This window comes from Alteromonas sp. IB21, assembly GCF_016405965.1.
In the GTDB taxonomy this organism is placed as follows: Bacteria; Pseudomonadota; Gammaproteobacteria; order Enterobacterales; family Alteromonadaceae; genus Alteromonas.
The window spans coordinates 46,143-62,314 of sequence record NZ_JAEFCD010000031.1 but is presented as its reverse complement, the minus strand read 5'-3'; the positions used below and the strand labels follow the sequence as shown (position 1 = coordinate 62,314).

18 protein-coding genes are annotated in these 16,172 nt (G+C 45.3%); 9 read left to right on the top strand and 9 right to left on the bottom strand.

The genetic code is table 11. The features are described from left to right. Positions 1–155 precede the first annotated feature (155 nt). Entirely contained in the window at positions 156–701 is a 546-nt protein-coding gene (orn, locus tag JC525_RS17380; protein WP_198817038.1) for an oligoribonuclease, read from the bottom strand. Positions 702–787: 86 nt separating this feature from the next. On the opposite strand from orn, the gene rsgA reads away from it, so the two are divergent. The 4 genes from rsgA (at position 788) to JC525_RS17360 (ending at position 4,608) form a co-directional block, all read left to right on the top strand. Beyond that, positions 788–1,831 carry a small ribosomal subunit biogenesis GTPase RsgA gene (gene rsgA / locus JC525_RS17375; RefSeq protein WP_198817036.1) on the top strand — a complete coding sequence of 348 codons (1,044 nt, stop codon included), beginning with the start codon at positions 788–790 and terminating at the stop codon, positions 1,829–1,831. A gap of 197 nt (positions 1,832–2,028) precedes the next feature. Further along, positions 2,029–3,006, top strand: coding sequence for an archaetidylserine decarboxylase (gene asd / locus JC525_RS17370; RefSeq protein ID WP_198817030.1), 978 nt, complete (start codon positions 2,029–2,031; stop codon positions 3,004–3,006). A 3-nt stretch (positions 3,007–3,009) separates the two neighbouring features. Next, entirely contained in the window at positions 3,010–3,885 is an 876-nt protein-coding gene (locus tag JC525_RS17365; protein WP_120963426.1) for a DMT family transporter, read from the top strand. 33 nt (positions 3,886–3,918) lie between these two features. Beyond that, a complete protein-coding gene (locus tag JC525_RS17360) occupies positions 3,919–4,608 on the top strand; it encodes a glycerophosphodiester phosphodiesterase (RefSeq protein ID WP_198817028.1) in 690 nt (229 codons plus the stop codon). A gap of 65 nt (positions 4,609–4,673) precedes the next feature. On the opposite strand, the gene JC525_RS17355 is transcribed toward JC525_RS17360, so the two are convergent. The 3 genes from JC525_RS17355 to JC525_RS17345 form a co-directional block, all read right to left on the bottom strand. Next, complete coding sequence (locus JC525_RS17355) at positions 4,674–5,102, bottom strand: MerC domain-containing protein (protein ID WP_105930508.1); 429 nt, start codon at positions 5,100–5,102, stop codon at positions 4,674–4,676. A 129-nt stretch (positions 5,103–5,231) separates the two neighbouring features. After that, a complete protein-coding gene (locus JC525_RS17350) occupies positions 5,232–6,047 on the bottom strand; it encodes a divergent polysaccharide deacetylase family protein (protein WP_233095271.1) in 816 nt (271 codons plus the stop codon). A gap of 131 nt (positions 6,048–6,178) precedes the next feature. Next, the gene (locus JC525_RS17345) at positions 6,179–7,342 is read right to left on the bottom strand and encodes a murein hydrolase activator EnvC family protein (RefSeq protein WP_198817026.1); all 1,164 of its coding nucleotides are present in this window, start codon (positions 7,340–7,342) and stop codon (positions 6,179–6,181) included. 255 nt (positions 7,343–7,597) lie between these two features. Here JC525_RS17345 and JC525_RS17340 point away from each other — a divergent pair, with 255 nt between their 5' ends. The 4 genes from JC525_RS17340 (at position 7,598) to gpsA (ending at position 9,909) form a co-directional block, all read left to right on the top strand. Further along, a complete protein-coding gene (locus JC525_RS17340) occupies positions 7,598–8,023 on the top strand; it encodes a rhodanese-like domain-containing protein (protein WP_105930510.1) in 426 nt (141 codons plus the stop codon). A 12-nt stretch (positions 8,024–8,035) separates the two neighbouring features. Continuing rightward, positions 8,036–8,296 carry a glutaredoxin 3 gene (grxC, locus tag JC525_RS17335; RefSeq protein ID WP_014948069.1) on the top strand — a complete coding sequence of 87 codons (261 nt, stop codon included), beginning with the start codon at positions 8,036–8,038 and terminating at the stop codon, positions 8,294–8,296. Between the two features lie 61 nt (positions 8,297–8,357). Continuing rightward, positions 8,358–8,867, top strand: a complete 510-nt coding sequence (secB, locus tag JC525_RS17330; protein WP_198817024.1) for a protein-export chaperone SecB — start codon at positions 8,358–8,360, stop codon at positions 8,865–8,867. Positions 8,868–8,877: 10 nt separating this feature from the next. Then, the gene (gpsA, locus tag JC525_RS17325; protein WP_198817023.1) at positions 8,878–9,909 is read left to right on the top strand and encodes an NAD(P)H-dependent glycerol-3-phosphate dehydrogenase; all 1,032 of its coding nucleotides are present in this window, start codon (positions 8,878–8,880) and stop codon (positions 9,907–9,909) included. 387 nt (positions 9,910–10,296) lie between these two features. Here gpsA and trmL read toward each other — a convergent pair whose 3' ends face one another. From trmL to JC525_RS17305, 4 genes are all read right to left on the bottom strand, one after another. After that, positions 10,297–10,761, bottom strand: a complete 465-nt coding sequence (gene trmL, locus JC525_RS17320; RefSeq protein WP_198817022.1) for a tRNA (uridine(34)/cytosine(34)/5-carboxymethylaminomethyluridine(34)-2'-O)-methyltransferase TrmL — start codon at positions 10,759–10,761, stop codon at positions 10,297–10,299. Positions 10,762–10,890: 129 nt separating this feature from the next. Next, a complete protein-coding gene (locus JC525_RS17315) occupies positions 10,891–11,859 on the bottom strand; it encodes an alpha/beta fold hydrolase (RefSeq protein WP_198817019.1) in 969 nt (322 codons plus the stop codon). Between the two features lie 63 nt (positions 11,860–11,922). Beyond that, on the bottom strand, positions 11,923–13,284 hold the full coding sequence (locus JC525_RS17310; protein ID WP_198817012.1) for an ATP-binding protein: 1,362 nt from the start codon (positions 13,282–13,284) through the stop codon (positions 11,923–11,925). Further along, positions 13,284–14,027: a response regulator gene (locus tag JC525_RS17305; protein ID WP_198817010.1), complete on the bottom strand. Its 744-nt coding sequence runs from the start codon at positions 14,025–14,027 to the stop codon at positions 13,284–13,286. The genes JC525_RS17310 and JC525_RS17305 overlap by 1 nt, the downstream gene beginning before the upstream one ends. Positions 14,028–14,237: 210 nt before the next feature. On the opposite strand from JC525_RS17305, the gene JC525_RS17300 reads away from it, so the two are divergent. Then, a complete protein-coding gene (locus JC525_RS17300) occupies positions 14,238–15,095 on the top strand; it encodes a Spy/CpxP family protein refolding chaperone (protein ID WP_198817009.1) in 858 nt (285 codons plus the stop codon). 137 nt (positions 15,096–15,232) lie between these two features. Here the strand turns inward: JC525_RS17300 and JC525_RS17295 are convergent, their stop codons facing one another. Next, positions 15,233–15,643 carry a methylglyoxal synthase gene (locus tag JC525_RS17295; RefSeq protein ID WP_198817002.1) on the bottom strand — a complete coding sequence of 137 codons (411 nt, stop codon included), beginning with the start codon at positions 15,641–15,643 and terminating at the stop codon, positions 15,233–15,235. Positions 15,644–16,172 lie beyond the last annotated feature (529 nt).

Here is a 16,172-nt window from a genome sequence, read left to right as displayed (position 1 = left end):
ACTCGCGACCCCGACCTTGGCAAGGTCGTGCTCTACCAACTGAGCTATTCCCGCAACAAAAGAGGTACTTCGTTTGAAGTGGTGCGCATTTTACAAAAATTTTGGGGTAACGCAACCTTTAATTCTACTTTTTTTGTACCTCTTGGTCTGAATGCTTAAATCGTAAACACTTTCTCACGATAATAGCGCATTTCTTCAATAGACTCGCGAATATCATCTAGTGCCAAATGCACACCTTTCTTTTCGAACCCATCTAAAATCTCAGGTTTCCAGCGACGGGTTAGCTCTTTTATTGTGCTGACATCGATACTTCTATAATGGAAATAATCTTCAAGCTCTGGCATATACTTCACTAAAAAGCGTCTGTCCTGCCCTATGGTGTTACCACAAAGAGGTGATTTTCTCGCATCAACCCATTGTTCTAGAAATGCGATTGTTTGCTTGGCGGCTTCTTCCACACTAATTTTACTTTCTCGGCAGCGCGCTGTTAACCCGCTTTCACCATGCACTCGTGTACACCATTCATCCATGCTATCTAACACTTCATCACTCTGATGCACGGCTATCACTGGTCCTTCAGCCAAAATATTTAGCTGCGCATCAGTGACAATGGTAGCAATTTCCATCACTACACAGGTTTCAGGGTCTAACCCTGTCATTTCCATGTCTATCCAAACAAGGTTACTGTCGTGTTTACTCATTACTTTCCTCATTGTGCTACAGACATGGCAACCATGCCCTACAAACGGTATTATTGTCATAGTATACGTCAAACTAGAAAAGAATCGTGGCGAAAAAACCAAAACTTACACAACGACAGAAACGACAAGTGGCAGCAAACAGAAGCAAGCGCTTGCAAGAAAAGCGCGGCGCAAAAGGCGCTGCTAGCCTAGATGAAAGTACACTAGAGAGCGGCACAGTAATTGGCCGTTTTGGTAAACATGCAGATGTTGAAGATAATGATGGCGCAGTTTCTCGATGCCACATTCGACGCACCGTAGACTCTGTAGTATGTGGCGATAAAGTGTTTTTCAGTAAAGGAGATGATGCCGAGTCAGGTGTAAGTGGTGTTATTGAAATAGTAAAAGACAGACACTCGGTTCTTACTCGCCCTGATTATTATGATGGCATAAAGCCAATAGCGGCGAATATAGACCGCATTATCGTGGTGAGCGCTATCTTACCAACCCTTTCCCTTAACATTATTGACCGCTACCTTGTGGCGTGTGAAGACATCGGCATTACGCCGCTTATCGTACTCAATAAAGTTGAGCTTCTTAGCGAAGAAGAGCGGGCCTCAGTCAACCAACAGCTTAAAACCTATGAAAAGCTAGGTTACGAGGTGCTATTTACTAGTTGTAAAACCGGTGAGGGTATCAGCAAACTTAATGAATACCTGAACGATAGCATTAGTGTTTTCGTAGGTCAGTCGGGCGTTGGTAAGTCGAGCCTTATTAATCAGGTTCTGCCAGACGCCGATGAATTAACCGGTGATATTTCGGATAACTCTGGTCTTGGACAACACACCACCACCGCGGCTAAATTACTTCACTTACCTGCTGGCGGCGATTTAATTGACTCTCCCGGAGTGCGCGAATTTGGCTTGTGGCATATTCCCACCGAACGAATTACGTGGGGCTTTATAGAGTTCAGAGATTATCTAGGCGGCTGTAAATTCAGAGACTGCAAGCACTTAAACGACCCAGGATGCATTCTAAGAGAAGCCGTGGAAGAAGGGAAAATTAGCGTTGAGCGTTTTGACAGCTATCATCGAATTTTAACCACAATGGAAGAGCAGCGGCCTAGTCATAGTCTGCCTCCTGGTTCATAGACGGCTACGTTGAAGTACGCCACCCATCTGCCTGCGTTAGATAAAAGGTAGAGACCTATTTTCACTATGAACCGCGTGCTTATACTTTTGCGTAAGCACTCATAACCCTAAAGTTGCTTTAAATACTACGACTTACTATACAATAGCGCTATCTATGCAGTGCGAAATTACCTGCATAAAAGAAACGGAGATATTTTGTGTTAGATTGGCTTAAAGTTAATTTGCAATATGTAACCCCTAAGCACTTGCTTTCACGCCTAGTGGGCAAGCTTGCCGAAGCAGAAATGGGTAGCGTCACTACCTTTTTTATTAAGCTGTTTATCAAGCAGTATAACGTTGATATGACAGAAGCTCTGCATGAAGAGCCTGAGCATTACCGAAGCTTTAATAAGTTCTTCACTCGTCCACTTAAGCCTGAAGCACGTAGCATTGATGCAAATGACGACGTGCTCATCCACGCAGTTGACGGAACAGTGAGCCAGTTTGGTGACATTCATAGCGACAGCATCTTTCAAGCGAAAGGACACGACTTCAGCCTAACCACACTGTTAGGTGGAAAGCCCGATATTGCAGCGCCATTTAAAAACGGTAAGTTCGCGACCATTTATCTTGCGCCGCGCGACTATCACAGAATTCATATGCCTGTTGAAGGCACGCTTACAGATATGCTATATGTGCCCGGTGAACTCTTCTCGGTAAACCCACTAACTGCGCAAAATATTCCCGGCCTGTTCGCCCGCAATGAACGTGTCGTTGCGCTTTTCGATACGCCTGTGGGAAAAATGGCGATGGTACTTGTTGGCGCAACGATTGTTGCCAGTATTGAGACTGTATGGGCAGGTACTGTTACCCCACCAGCGGGAAAAAACGTTCAACACTGGTCGTATGAAAAAGATAGTGAAGCAGCGGTGAAGCTAGAAAAAGGCGCCGAATTGGGTCGCTTCAAACTAGGGTCTACTATTGTGGTATGTTTCGAAAAAGACATGATTGACTTTGAGGAGCTAGCCCCTGGTATGGTCACCCGTCTTGGTGAGCCTATGGCATTGAAAGCGTCAGCACGCGATGACGAAGTAACAGAGCAGCCTCCCCTAGACACTAAAGACAGCAAATCCGTTCTAGACGACTCAAGCAGTGACGCTAAAAAGGAAACGCCATCAGAGGGCGCCGACAGCTAATCTATGGATGCTGTTAAAAAAAGCCTGATCTCACTTCATTTCACCGTAATCTTACTTGGTGGTACAGCTCTCTTCTCGAGGGTTGTGCCTCTAAGTGCCAGTGATATAACGCTGGTACGTTCAATATTTGCGTGCATCGCGCTGTTTGCGTTTTTAAAGCTGGCAAATAACAAAATAAAGCTTAATTCAAAAAAAGATTACGGCGTCGCGCTAGGTTTAGGTGTACTTATGGCACTACACTGGGTGACGTATTTTGCTGCGATGCAGTTTGCTGGGGTGTCCGTGGGCATGATTGCCCTGTTCACGTTTCCGGTAATCACCGTACTCATTGAGCCTTTCTTTGAGCGCGTACGTTTGGTTTGGCAAGACATCGTATCAACCCTCACCGTCATTGTCGGCGTCTACCTTATTGTGCCAGAAACGTCCCTTGAGAATGATGTGACACTGGGTGTTTTGATTGGCATTGCTTCTGCTGTTCTATATTCGTTTAGAAACCTCATTCATCGTAAGCATTTCAAACACTACAGTGGCGCACAGGCTATGGCATGGCAGACGTTAGTTATCAGTGTTTTAATGTTGCCCGTCGGCAGTGAAGCCATTACTTCTGCTTCAGCTAATTCTTGGTTAATGCTACTATTATTAGGTACGGTGTTTACTGCCCTTCCCCATGCACTAATTGCAGCAAGCCTTCGACATCTTAGAGCGAAAACCTTTTCTCTTATTGCCTGTATGCAGCCGCTTTATGGCGTTTTTCTGGCCATTATTTTATTAAATGAAAAACCCGGTTGGAGTGCGTTAATCGGCGGTATACTGATCACCTCTGCGTCAATCTACGAAACACTTAACACCCATAAATTGCATAGCGCTAACAACTCATAACGCTCTGTTTTTAACGTAAGGATCTCTTCGCCTATGTTAATTTTTGCGCACCGTGGAGCCAGTAAAGCGGCACCTGAAAACTCGGTAAAAGCATTTAACCTTGCCTTTGAACAAAATGCAGACGGGATTGAATTTGATACCTATCAGCACGACAGCGGCATTGTGGTGTTTCACGACAGAACGCTGGCACGCAGGGCCCGAGAACCGGGCTATTTGCTCGACGCGCAATGGGAAACGCTAAGGAACATGGATATTGGTGAAGGCGAACGCATTCCAACCCTTGCGGAAGCCCTTAACTGTGTGGCAGGTAATAAATGGTGCAATATTGAAATAAAGCACTTACGGGATGTCGATAGCTGGGTACATGAAGTCAAAACTGCTGTACAGCAAAGCGACATTGACACTGAAAAATTACTTATTTCTTCATTTAACCATCACTGGTTACAAGCTATTGCATCACGTTGGTCGGACGTAAAGATTGGTGCCTTGTCTGCCAGTTATGAACTAGACTGCACGGCAAGTGCACGCGCTCTACATGCATATTCCGTGAACATAGCTTTAGATGCCGTTGATAAGGAGTTTGTGCAAACAGCGCAGCAAGAGGGTTTTGACGTATTTGTTTACACCGTTGATGAGCCAAGAGATATGTTAATGCTTAAAGAGTGGGGAGTAGCAGGGATATTTACAAACGTACCCGATACCGCTCGCAAAGTACTACTTTAAAGTCTGTGCTTTTAAACACAAAAGCGAGCCATTGGCTCGTTTTTTCTGTCAGCAACTCAGACAGTCTATTTAAGTTCAGTGGACAGATGCTCTGAAAATACGGTGCGCTTGCAGCATTTGCACTGCCTACATAAACGCATATTCACCCAGTGACCCGCTACAATTAACGCCGCGCCAATAGCAATGGTAAAGGGCTCGTAGTGATGGCCGAAAATATCTTTGTGCCAATAGATGGCTCCACCTGTGAAAAGCAGCGCGAGTGGGTAATATTTACCGTGGTAGCGAATAGCGCCGCTAAGCAAAGCAACTGCACCTACGATAAGAGAAAACGTTAAAATTGTTCTTTCAAACCATACTTGCGCAAAAAAGCTTGAACCTATAAGCGGTAGCAGAGGCACCAAAACAGGCAGCGCTAGACAGTGCAGCGCGCACAAACTGGACACCCAGATGCCAAGTTTGTCTAGTTTTGTTGGATTCTCGTCAATTGGAGTCATTACTCTAATTACCACCGTAAAAGAAAATTTGTTCGCGACATCGTCGCCAGAGACGTTATATTATAACAGACTATTTAAAATGCGAAACGTTCACACATTAAATTTTGATCTTAATGAGATTAAAATAGACTAATTAAGTAGCGAAGACGTTGGAGAGACACTTGTAAGAGATGCAGTATGCGCGTGTTTTTCAGCAAATTGTTTAGCCACTTTAGGTGCGTGTGAAAAATAGTCGGCGACAGAGGTTAACGTAAACCCTTCCTCTTCAAGTGAAGGAAGATGGGTATTTAAGAAGTCTATCGTTGCAGGATGAGGATGGCCAATAACTACCACGTGCCCGTCTCTTTTAGCAATTCGCTTCATTTGATTAAACTGTTTAAGCAAGAACCTTGGGTCTAACTTGTGATCAAGAAATACCTGCCGACTAGCATTAGGCACTCCTAGTCGCTCTGCAATTTCTTCGCCTTTCGTTAGCACCGTTGTGCGACTGTCGACGAAAAATAAACCTTGGCGCTTTACTTCTTTTAACAGTGCCTCCATCGCCTCATGTTGCCCGGTAAACGCGCTCCCCATATGATTATTAAGTCCCACTGCGTTGGGTAAACTTTTAATCGCTTTACGTACGTTATGCGTTATCGCTCCGGCAAACATATCTGTAGTCAGCCCAAGGGGCCCCATATCCTTACCGTTTTGCGCTTGCATGGGCATATGCAGCATGACCGCTCTGCCTTCTTGATCTGCGCGCTTTGCGATCTCAGAGGCCAATGGAGTCTGTGGGAGAATAGAAAAAGTAATTTCTTTAGGGAGAGAAAAAGCAGCGACATCGGACGGCCTGTACCCCAGGTCATCTAAGATTATTATTATGTCTGACTTTGCTTTTACTTGAGGGCTAATTAGCCCGCATAAAACAAAGATTATACAAGGTATTAGCAGACGCAAAAGCATCTAAATTACATCCATTTTTCTTCATTATTATTAAGCGCACATGAGGGCCTGTCGCCCATAGCTATTGTTTCTAGAATACCAACAACTGATTCAGTTTCAACGTAGTTTGTGCAAAACCGAAGAAAACCTTGCTAATCCAGCCAGGCGCTAGGATTAAGCGCCTTTCCTTTGTGACGGATTTCAAAATAAAGATTGGGATATTCCTGACCACCGCTTCGACCAACAAGCGCAATACGCTCCCCCTGCCTTACATCGTCGCCTGCTTGTTTGAGCAGAGCTTGATTGTGCCCGTAAACGCTCATGTAACCTTTACCGTGATCAACAATGGCCACTAACCCGAAGCCTCGAAGCCAGTCTGCATATAGCACCTTACCAGGCGCAATACTATTGACCGGGTCGCCTTCTGCACCATCTATGACAATGCCCTTCCACGACACCTGACCTTGGCGGCGACTTCCAAATAAGTTACGTATTCTTCCGTTCACCGGCGGGGCGAGCTTTCCTTTAAGTTTCGCTAAACCCGCCATCGACACTTCCGCTTCTCTTGCCGCTCGCTCTGCAGCGATTCTCGCTGCTTCAATGGCATCTTTAAGCGCTTTTTCATCCGCTTGCAGTGACGCAATTCGTTGATTTTCTGAAGCTATCGTTTTGTTTATTTTCTTCAGTGTGGTCTTTCTGTCGTCCTGACGGGTTATCAAGACCGCGCGTTGCCCCTCTTGTTCCTCTTTAAGCGCCGCGAGTGACTGCGCCTTCTCATCAAGTTCAGCATTCACTTCTTCCAATCTCGCCACATTCGAACGGAAGCTTTCTATTTCTTTCTGACGGGCTTTTGCAACGTATTGATAATAGGTAATAACCCGCTCAAATGTGCGAGCATCATCTTGGTAAAATACCATTTTTGCGTAGTCGTAATGCCCTGCCATAAATGCACTTTTAAGCTGGCTGGACAACAAAGATTGCTGTTTTCGGATGGCTGCTTTAAGCGCTTCCTGTTCGCTTTCAAGTGTGGCTTGTTCTTTTTGAACGTTTTTTAACGCTTGGCCAGTTGTCGCCAACGCTTTAGCAACTTTTGCAATTTCAAGCTCTGAAGCTTTAAGCACATTCTCAAGTTCTTGTGCACTGGCCTTATTGTTTTCTAGCACCTGCTGACGGGCGCGAAGTTCAGCCTGAAGTTCAGCTAATTTCTCTTTTTGAGCACTGGCACTACTTTCTTGCGCAACAGCACCACTTCCAATCGGCAGCAAAGTGAGGGCAATAATGCACCCGATGATTGAAAATAATGACCGTGCTGACATAACGTGCGCTTAAAACCTCAACTGATATCAATAATGAACTACCTGGTTTCATCATTGCTGCTAATAACCCAATCCAGTGTATCTGACGACTATCCATAAGCCCAGTGCAATTTATCCGTAATATCAATCATCTAAAGTATTTGACCAAGATGTACTGCGCCTTGGACACATCTTACGTGAAGGTAGGCTGGTTTCTCGCCCAGTTTTCTATATACTTTGCACACTTTTCATGGTCTGTAGACAGGGTTAGAGGTAATGGATCAACTAATTGAATTTGCTAGCAACAATTTTATTCTTGCTGGTATTTGGGTTGCACTGATTGCGATGTTGATATTTAGCTACATCAGTGCATGGACATCGCCGGTAAAAGAATTGAGCACTCACGAAGCAACACTTCTCATTAATAAAGAAGATGCGATAGTGCTAGACACACGCCCTGCGAAAGAGTTTAAGGCTGGTCATATCTTGGGTGCCAGACAAATTAAACCTGAAGAGTTGCGTGAGAAAAACTTTAAGAAACTTGAAAACAGTAAAGACAAACCCATTATCGTAGTATGCGCTATGGGTAATCAGGCTCGTGGTACAGCAAGCGCGATGCAAAAAGATGGCTTCGCTAATGTGAATGTATTAAAAGGCGGAATGAACGCATGGCAAAGCGCCAGCCTTCCCGTTTCTAAATAACAGGTAACCTTTATGAGCAAAGTAGAACTTTACACCAAGGGCCATTGCCCCTATTGCCACCGTGCAAAAGCACTGTTGACGCAAAAAGGTGTAGAATTTATTGAATACCCGATCGATGTTAAGCCTGAGCTGCGCGACGAGATGATCGAGCGCGCCAACGGCGGCTGGACTGTTCCGCAAATTTTCATTGACGATCAGCACGTTGGTGGCTGTGATGATATGATGGCTTTAGAAGCACAAAGCAAACTAAACCCAATGTTGGGTTTAGCGTAAGCGTCAGCGCATACAGCAACGCACTACATTAAATTAAAACGACAATTAAATAGGAAATACCATGGCTGACGAAAATCAGACAAACAACGGCGAAGCAGCAAGCACACCAGCGCAGCAAGGTGCTCAGTTCAATATTCAGCGTATCTACACAAAAGATATTTCTTTTGAGTCTCCAAACGCACCTGCTATTTTCACTAAAGAGTGGAAGCCAGAAATTAAACTAGACATCGACACTAGCACGAACAAGTTAGAAGAAAATGTGTTTGAAGTGGTGCTTTCAGTTACCGTTACAGCAACACTTGGCGAAGAAACAGCGTTCCTTTGTGAAGTTCAGCAAGCAGGTATCTTTGCCATTGGCGAAATGCCAGATCAAAACAAAGCACACACGCTAGGTTCGTTCTGCCCGAACATGCTATTCCCATATGCGCGTGAAGCTATCTCTAACCTGGTTAACCGTGGAACTTTCCCTCCACTTAACCTAGCACCTGTAAACTTTGACGCTATCTTTGCCGCTTACGTACAAAAACGTGCACAGCAAGCGCAAGGCGAAGCGCCTAAAATGGACGCCTAATTAGGTGACCATGATGGACGTGGACATGAAGTCGAATTCGGTTTCAGAGTCGGTTTCAGTATTGGGGGCGGGGTCTTACGGCACCGCCCTTGCTTTTTGTCTTGCCAGAAATGGCAACCCAACACTGCTTTGGGGCCGTGATGAAAAGCACATTGCTGAAATGGCGGCGAATCGCGAAAACACGCGATACCTCCCTGGCGCTACGTTTCCCGAAGCGTTAGTTGTAAACGCCGATTTAGAAGACGTTGTTGCCGCCAGCCAAGATATCTTAGTGGTGGTTCCCAGCCATGCATTTGCGGCCATGCTACAAAGCTTAAAGCCATTGCTGAAACCCCATCATCGCATTATTTGGGCGACTAAAGGGCTTGAACCTAAAACCGGCCGTTTACTTCGTGATGTGGCAGAGGAGATTCTTGGAACCGACTATCCGCTAGCGGTGCTTTCTGGCCCCACTTTCGCTAAAGAGATGGTAGCAGGCTTGCCTACCGCTATTTCATTGTCTTCTACCGACGATACCTTAAGTGATGAGTTTGCAGCAAAACTGCACTGCGCAAAGTCGTTCCGGGTATACAAAAACTCTGATTTCACGGGTGTACAGCTTGGTGGCGCGGTTAAAAACGTTATCGCCATTGGCGCAGGCTTAGCAGACGGCCTAGGGTTTGGAGCCAATGCACGTACTGCATTGATCACCCGCGGCTTAGCAGAGCTTACGCGTTTAGGCGTAAAGCTGGGTGCGAACCCAGAAACCTTTATGGGTATGGCCGGCCTTGGCGATTTAGTATTAACCTGCACTGACAATCAGTCGCGCAATCGTCGCTTTGGTTTGGCACTAGGCCAAGGTAAAAGCGTAAATGTAGCCATTGAAGAAATTGGTCAGGTCGTTGAAGGTTACCGCAATACTGAAGAAGTCCACGTGTTATCCAAAAAGGTGGGTGTGGAAATGCCTATCTGTGAGCAGATATACGCGGTGCTTTATCACGGAAAGTCACCTAAAGAAGCAGCCTTAGCCCTGCTCGGTCGAGATTTGAAAAACGAAGCGTAATCGCATTACGCTTCGTTTTATTTTGTTATTTCAGTGACTAATTAGCGACCTTCTCTTACCACTATCACTTTGGTGTTGTCTCGATAGCCATCGTGGTTATGTTTATTGCGCTTAAACCTTTTAACTTTTTTCGCCTTTTTGTAGGGTGAATCGACCACAACATAACGGTTTCCATGCTTGCGGTAGTAATGGTTATTCGCAACGTAGTAACGATGGTTGTCGATAACCTCAACCCTTTACGCCCTCGGCAAAACATCAACGTATAGCCCAATTTCAGGTACGCGTATAGCTACATCAATTAGCGGGCGAGCAGGTTGGGTACAAAAAAGCCCCTACACCGGGGCTTCATAAAAACGAATGTCTTCAGGCTGCTTTATCCATCTTGCGCTATCGCGCTCCGTCGTAACCTAATTGGCGCCAGCTTTCATAAACAAAAACCGACACTGCGTTCGATAGGTTCATACTGCGACTGTCTGGCAACATAGGAATGCGAACGCGCTGCTCTGGAGGTAGCGATTGAATATAATCGTCTGGTAAACCGCGAGTCTCAGGGCCAAAGATTAGCGCGTCGCCTTTTTTATAGGATACATCGCTATGAAACGCTTTGCCTTTGGTTGTGCAGGCAAAAACGCGGTTCGGTTTTGCATCTTCAAGGTAAGCGTCTAAACTGGCGTGACGCTTAACGTGAGCAAATTCATGGTAATCTAAGCCTGCACGGCGAACACGCTTATCGTCCCACTCGAACCCTAACGGCTCAATTAGGTGCAGCGTAAATCCACTGTTTGCACATAAGCGAATGATATTTCCCGTATTGGGCGGGATCTCTGGCTGATAAAGTACAATATCGAGCATGCCTTTCTACACTACCTTAATAGTTAATCACTCGGCTATTTTATAACGAAACTGAGGTCATCATCATCTTCGACGTTGCTTTTATGGCAAGAAAGCAAGGCTCCCGGTCAAACGACGTCAGTATTAACCCTACTCACTGGTTAAAAAATCGAGAATACGTTTAACGGAACGCTCCCGTATTTCGTCTGACTCGGTAAAAAGCTCATGATAAGCACGGGGCACAATTTCAAGCGTTGCATTCGGCATCAGCTGCGCCACACGCCTTTGTCGCTTATTATCAATAATCGCGTCATCATCTGCGCTAAGTACTAGAGAAGGAGTAGTGATCCCTCGCGCACTGTTTTCAATTTTGTTCATTGCCTGATGTGCTGCGGCTAGCCATTCAGTGGTTACACCACCAAGCTGAATTTCTTGCTCTTCATCGTATAGCTCACGAAACAACGCATAGCGTGCTTTACTGTGGGTGAGCTTGTTCAATGAAAAAGGAAACGCGATATAGGGCGTTTGGCCAAAGAAGTAACCCGCATCCTTCTTTGCCATTCTATTCACGGCAAGACCGGTGCGAATTAATCCATTTGCTAGCCAGTTAGGCAAGGAGGGCTTGATACCAAACATCGGTGATGCAAGTACCGCTTTGGAAAATAAATTGGGCAAGCGCAGTAAAGTAAGCGCACCAATAGCGCCACCCATTGAGTGACAAATTAGCTGCAGCGGGCCTTGCTGCAACGGCTTAACAATGGTGTCTACAAACGTGACGAAATCATCGACGTAGTCATCAAAGTGCGCGACATAACCGTGCTGAGGATCCCTTGTCATTCTATCTGACAGGCCCTGCCCTCTATGGTCTAAGATAAATACGGCAAATCCGTTTTGATATAAATCGTAAACAAACTCTTTGTACTTCAGATACGATTCGATGCGCCCCGAGCAGATTACAATAGTTGCCCGAGGCAACTCGGGAATGCAATGGGCGAAACGCACCTTAATATCGTCTTTACCTAGGAAATGACCTTGGGTAACACTGTCAATCCAAAAAGGATTAATATGCGAGGCAAAGGTGCTTGCTAAGTTATTTTCAGACGTGAGCGTCCAGTTCATAAATACCCTTTCTACAATCAAGTCACGCTCATATAAGGCCAGTAACCGCTGTCATTGCCCTATTCAGCACTTAGGAAAAGACAGGGTAACACACAGCCCACCGCGCTCAGCAGGTTCAGCAATAATACGACCATGATGCAACTCAACCGCTGCTTTTGCAATGGATAAACCTAAGCCAACGCCACCGGAATCACGTTCCCTGGCCAGAGTGGCTCTATAAAATGGAGAGAATATACGGTCACATTCTTCAGCCGTTAGCCCATCACCATCGTCTGTTATATGAATACACCAATACTCATCATTTTCGCTGAACGAAACATGTGTCATAAATTTACTATGTCGGATGGCGTTGCGTAAAACATTCTCTACCGCTCGACACAGCATCAGACTGTCGATAAGTACGGTCTTTTTAGGAATATCGTCTATTTGTAACTGCTTATTTTTGTTCGCCGCTTCAAAATTAGCATCGGTAAATACATCGTTAAGTACGAAGCTCAATGCTTGCTTTTGCATTGTCGCCTCCCCGGATTCGGCACGGCTTAACGTAAGTAACTGCGCCACCAACGCTTCCATACGGTCAGCTTCTCGCTCAACGCGAGATAGCGTATCCGGGTCTACATTTTGCTGATGAGCAAGACCTAGTGCCATTTGCAGTCGAGCAAGTGGTGAGCGTAGTTCATGAGAAACATCTGCTAACAGGCGCTTCTGAGCCCCCCACATCGACTCCAATTGTTCTGCCATCTTGTTAAAATCACGAGCGAGTTGCCCTAGCTCATCCTGACGCTTAGCGGCACTACCAACCCGTGTTTGCCAATCTCCGCCCGCTAAACGTTTTGCTGAGCCTTGAATATGCAAAATAGGCGTTGTCAGCGATTTAGCAAATAACCAGCTTAAAAGGATGGTGGTAATAAGGGCGATGGTCAAAAAAAGTAATACAGGAGGGGTTCTCTTTTCGGGAATATCAAGCTTCGCTGAGAAAAGCGCAAAGCGTTTTCCATCACGGTCAAAAAATAATGGGCCTATGATTTTAAATGCGCCTCGCTTAACCGCAATCGGCGACGTTTGGTTTACCAGACGCAGTAAGTCATCTACATCATTGTCTCGCAGCGGTGGTCCACCGGCTGATGTTAAGCTGTTATCCTGAACGTTTACGGCAATCAACCGTCCTCTCACACCTCGAGAGCTTCGCTCGAGCGCTACCTCTAATGGCATTGTTTGTAATCGGTCACGCTGCATCCGTTCAATTGCTTGGTTTAGGTCAGCCGCTTCACGGGGCTTAATCTGCACCACTTGCAGGTCTTCGAAAAACAGACGACTTCCCCATATTGCCAGAAGAGCCGTAACAATAAAGGTTGCCCAAAACCAAAGAAAAATGCGCCCCATGATGGCGCGCGTTGGGTTTATGCTGCGTAATATTTTTACCATTAATGGGTTCCAGTAATTAACATATACCCTACGCCGCGAATGGTTTTTATTTTTTCATCAACGGCTACTACACTCATTTTTTTACGCAGGTTGCTTACATGCATATCGATACTGCGGTCAAAGGCTTGAAGCGGTTTGCCCAGTATTTTTAAGCTTATTTCTTCTTTCGTCACACGCTGTGCAGCGTTAAGCATGAGCAAACGCAAGATCAAAAACTCAGTAGTGGTAAGCGTGAGTTCAACATCATCGACTTTGGCGAGTTGACTACTGGGGCTTAGAAAAATTCCATTTACATACAAATCTTGTTCAACTGCCCCACCTGTTGCTGAGAGGTTGTGTCGACGAACAATCGCCTTGATACGAGCCACTAATTCTCTATGGTTAAATGGCTTAGGCAAATAATCATCTGCGCCCATTTCAAGACCTAAAATGCGGTCGTAGTCGTCACCTCTCGCTGTAAGCATAAGCACTGGCGTGCTGTGGCTTGCCCGTAGCTTTTTTAACACGTCGAACCCGTCCATTTTTGGCATCATTACATCAAGAAGAATCAGGTCATAATGACGCCCTGAGATGGCCTCCGATAAGCCTTCTTCTCCATCATTTTTCACCTGAACCTGATAGCCCATACCCGACAAGTAAGCAGAAAGCATTTCTGTTAGCTCTCGGTCGTCATCAATAACCAGAACTGACTGCAAGTGAAAATCTGAACTCATAGTATTAAACTCTTTAGCTGCTAGATTCATGAAAGTGCCTGTAAACGAAATAAACTTCAACCCACGCTTGAAGCGAAGCTTTCAAAAATTATCGAAAGCGACAGTCAAACGCATACTATATCTTTTCAGACCTTTACAATTACCAAACGGCATCACCTTTACATAAGCTTTACAGTACGTTGACAGCTTTCTTTGTTGAGAACGCTAAGATTACCGTGTCCGAACAAAAAGGAGACGACAATGAAAAAGTTATTGATTGCTAGTGCAACTGTAGCGGCGATTAGTTTAAGTGGCCTTGCGTTGGCTCAGCCTGCGGGCCCTGGTATGCGTCACCACGAACCGGTTAAAGAAATGGTTAAACACCTTCGCGGCATAGGCTTGAGCGACTTGCAGCGTGAAGAAATAAAAACTCTGGTTAGCGCCTTTAAAGACGCTCACCCTCGACCTGAGCGTGGAGATTTTGAGAAACCCAACTTCGATTTTGAAACCGCCACTGAAACCCAAATCAGTACGTTTATTCAAACTCAGTTTGAAAAGCGTGAAACTCAACACTTTGCTCTTACGCAACTTCGCCATGATATTTTTAATGTGCTAACTGAAGAGCAGCAAGAAAAAGTTTTAGCTCGAGAGGCCAAGAGAGAAGTTAAAAGCGAAAAACGTCGCAATGCATCTGAAGAGAAAAAGATGCAATTTGCGAAACGTTTAGACAGAGAAGGTAAAGATAAAAAATTCTCTCATCACAACCGTAAAGGCCATGAATACAAGCGCGATGGCCTGCCGTTCGAAGGCATTGAGCTAAGTGATACACAGAGAGAGAGTCTTAGTGCACTTCGCGAGTCTTTTAAAGACACCGCCGAAGCAAACAGACAAATCGTACGTAGTTTTAAAGATGCACAGCGCGAATTAATTCGTAGCTCGTCATTCTCGCAAGCTTCCTGGGAAGCGCTTGTTACAAAATACAAGGACGACATTGTTAGCGCGGGAGTTGAGAAAGCAAAACATCGTCAAGCCATGTTTGCCGTGCTTACTGAGGAGCAGAAAGCAGACCTAAAGACGCAGCGTGAAGACGTGCGCAAATTACGGGATATATTTAGATAAGACCTACCTGTGTCTTTGAGCGCTTACCCGTTATGAAGAGTGCTGGCCTAGGCCAGCCTTTTTTATGGCTGGCTTGCTACCAAATTCCGTTTCGCCAACAATATTCGTTGTTACAAAGTTTAAGATAAAAGCAGCAGCTAAAAATTCGGCTTTACCGGCTTGTAGTCCGGTGACAAGAAGAGCGGCGACGTGATTACTAAATCAGCCGTCGCTGGCGTGCAAGCCACCGGTACATTCCATACCGAGCACAATCGCAGCAATGCTTTAACATCGGGGTCATGCGGCGCTGGGTTTAGCGGGTCCCAGAAAAAGAAAAGCGCATCGAGTTTATTTTCAGCAATAAGTGCCCCTATTTGCTGGTCACCCCCAAGCGGACCACTTTTATACCGTGTTACATCAAGTCCGGTTTCGCTGGCAATCAAACCGCCTGTCGTTCCTGTTCCCACTAAATCGCATTGTTTAAGCACGTCGATGTGTTGCTTAACCCATGCTAACAATTCAGGTTTTTTGTGATCGTGCGCCACAAGCGCCAAGGTAAGTTTGCTCATTTAAATTTCCGATTGTTATAAAACGCATTCAACGCCTGTAGTCTTGTCGCCATCCACACGCTCCACACTTAACAAAATTGCTGAATGTACAGGTAAAAACGCTACATAAATAGGCGAACTGTTCACATACCTAATAATCGTGCGACAACAGATATAAATATTCAGTTCTCTAGCTTACGTTGTCAACTGACTGTAACAACTACAAATGTATTATTGATTAATTTGTTAACACCGAGCCCAAGAAACAAATAAAAAGAAATATTTATACATTTTTATTGAATAAAAATTCAATAACGTTAAAATAGTCGACGGTTAAAGCATCCAACCCACTTATTTCGGGTTGTAACATGATAGGAATTGATGATGACACAACCAACTCACGTTGTTGGTTCAACCACTTGCAACGATATAGAGTTAACCTCTCCCCTGGCTGGCTACATCTTGCATAGCGCACGACGATGCGTGCGCACTTCTATGCACATTCTGTAGCACACTTTTTACCTTTGTAATGTGGTCGCGGTTAGGCAAG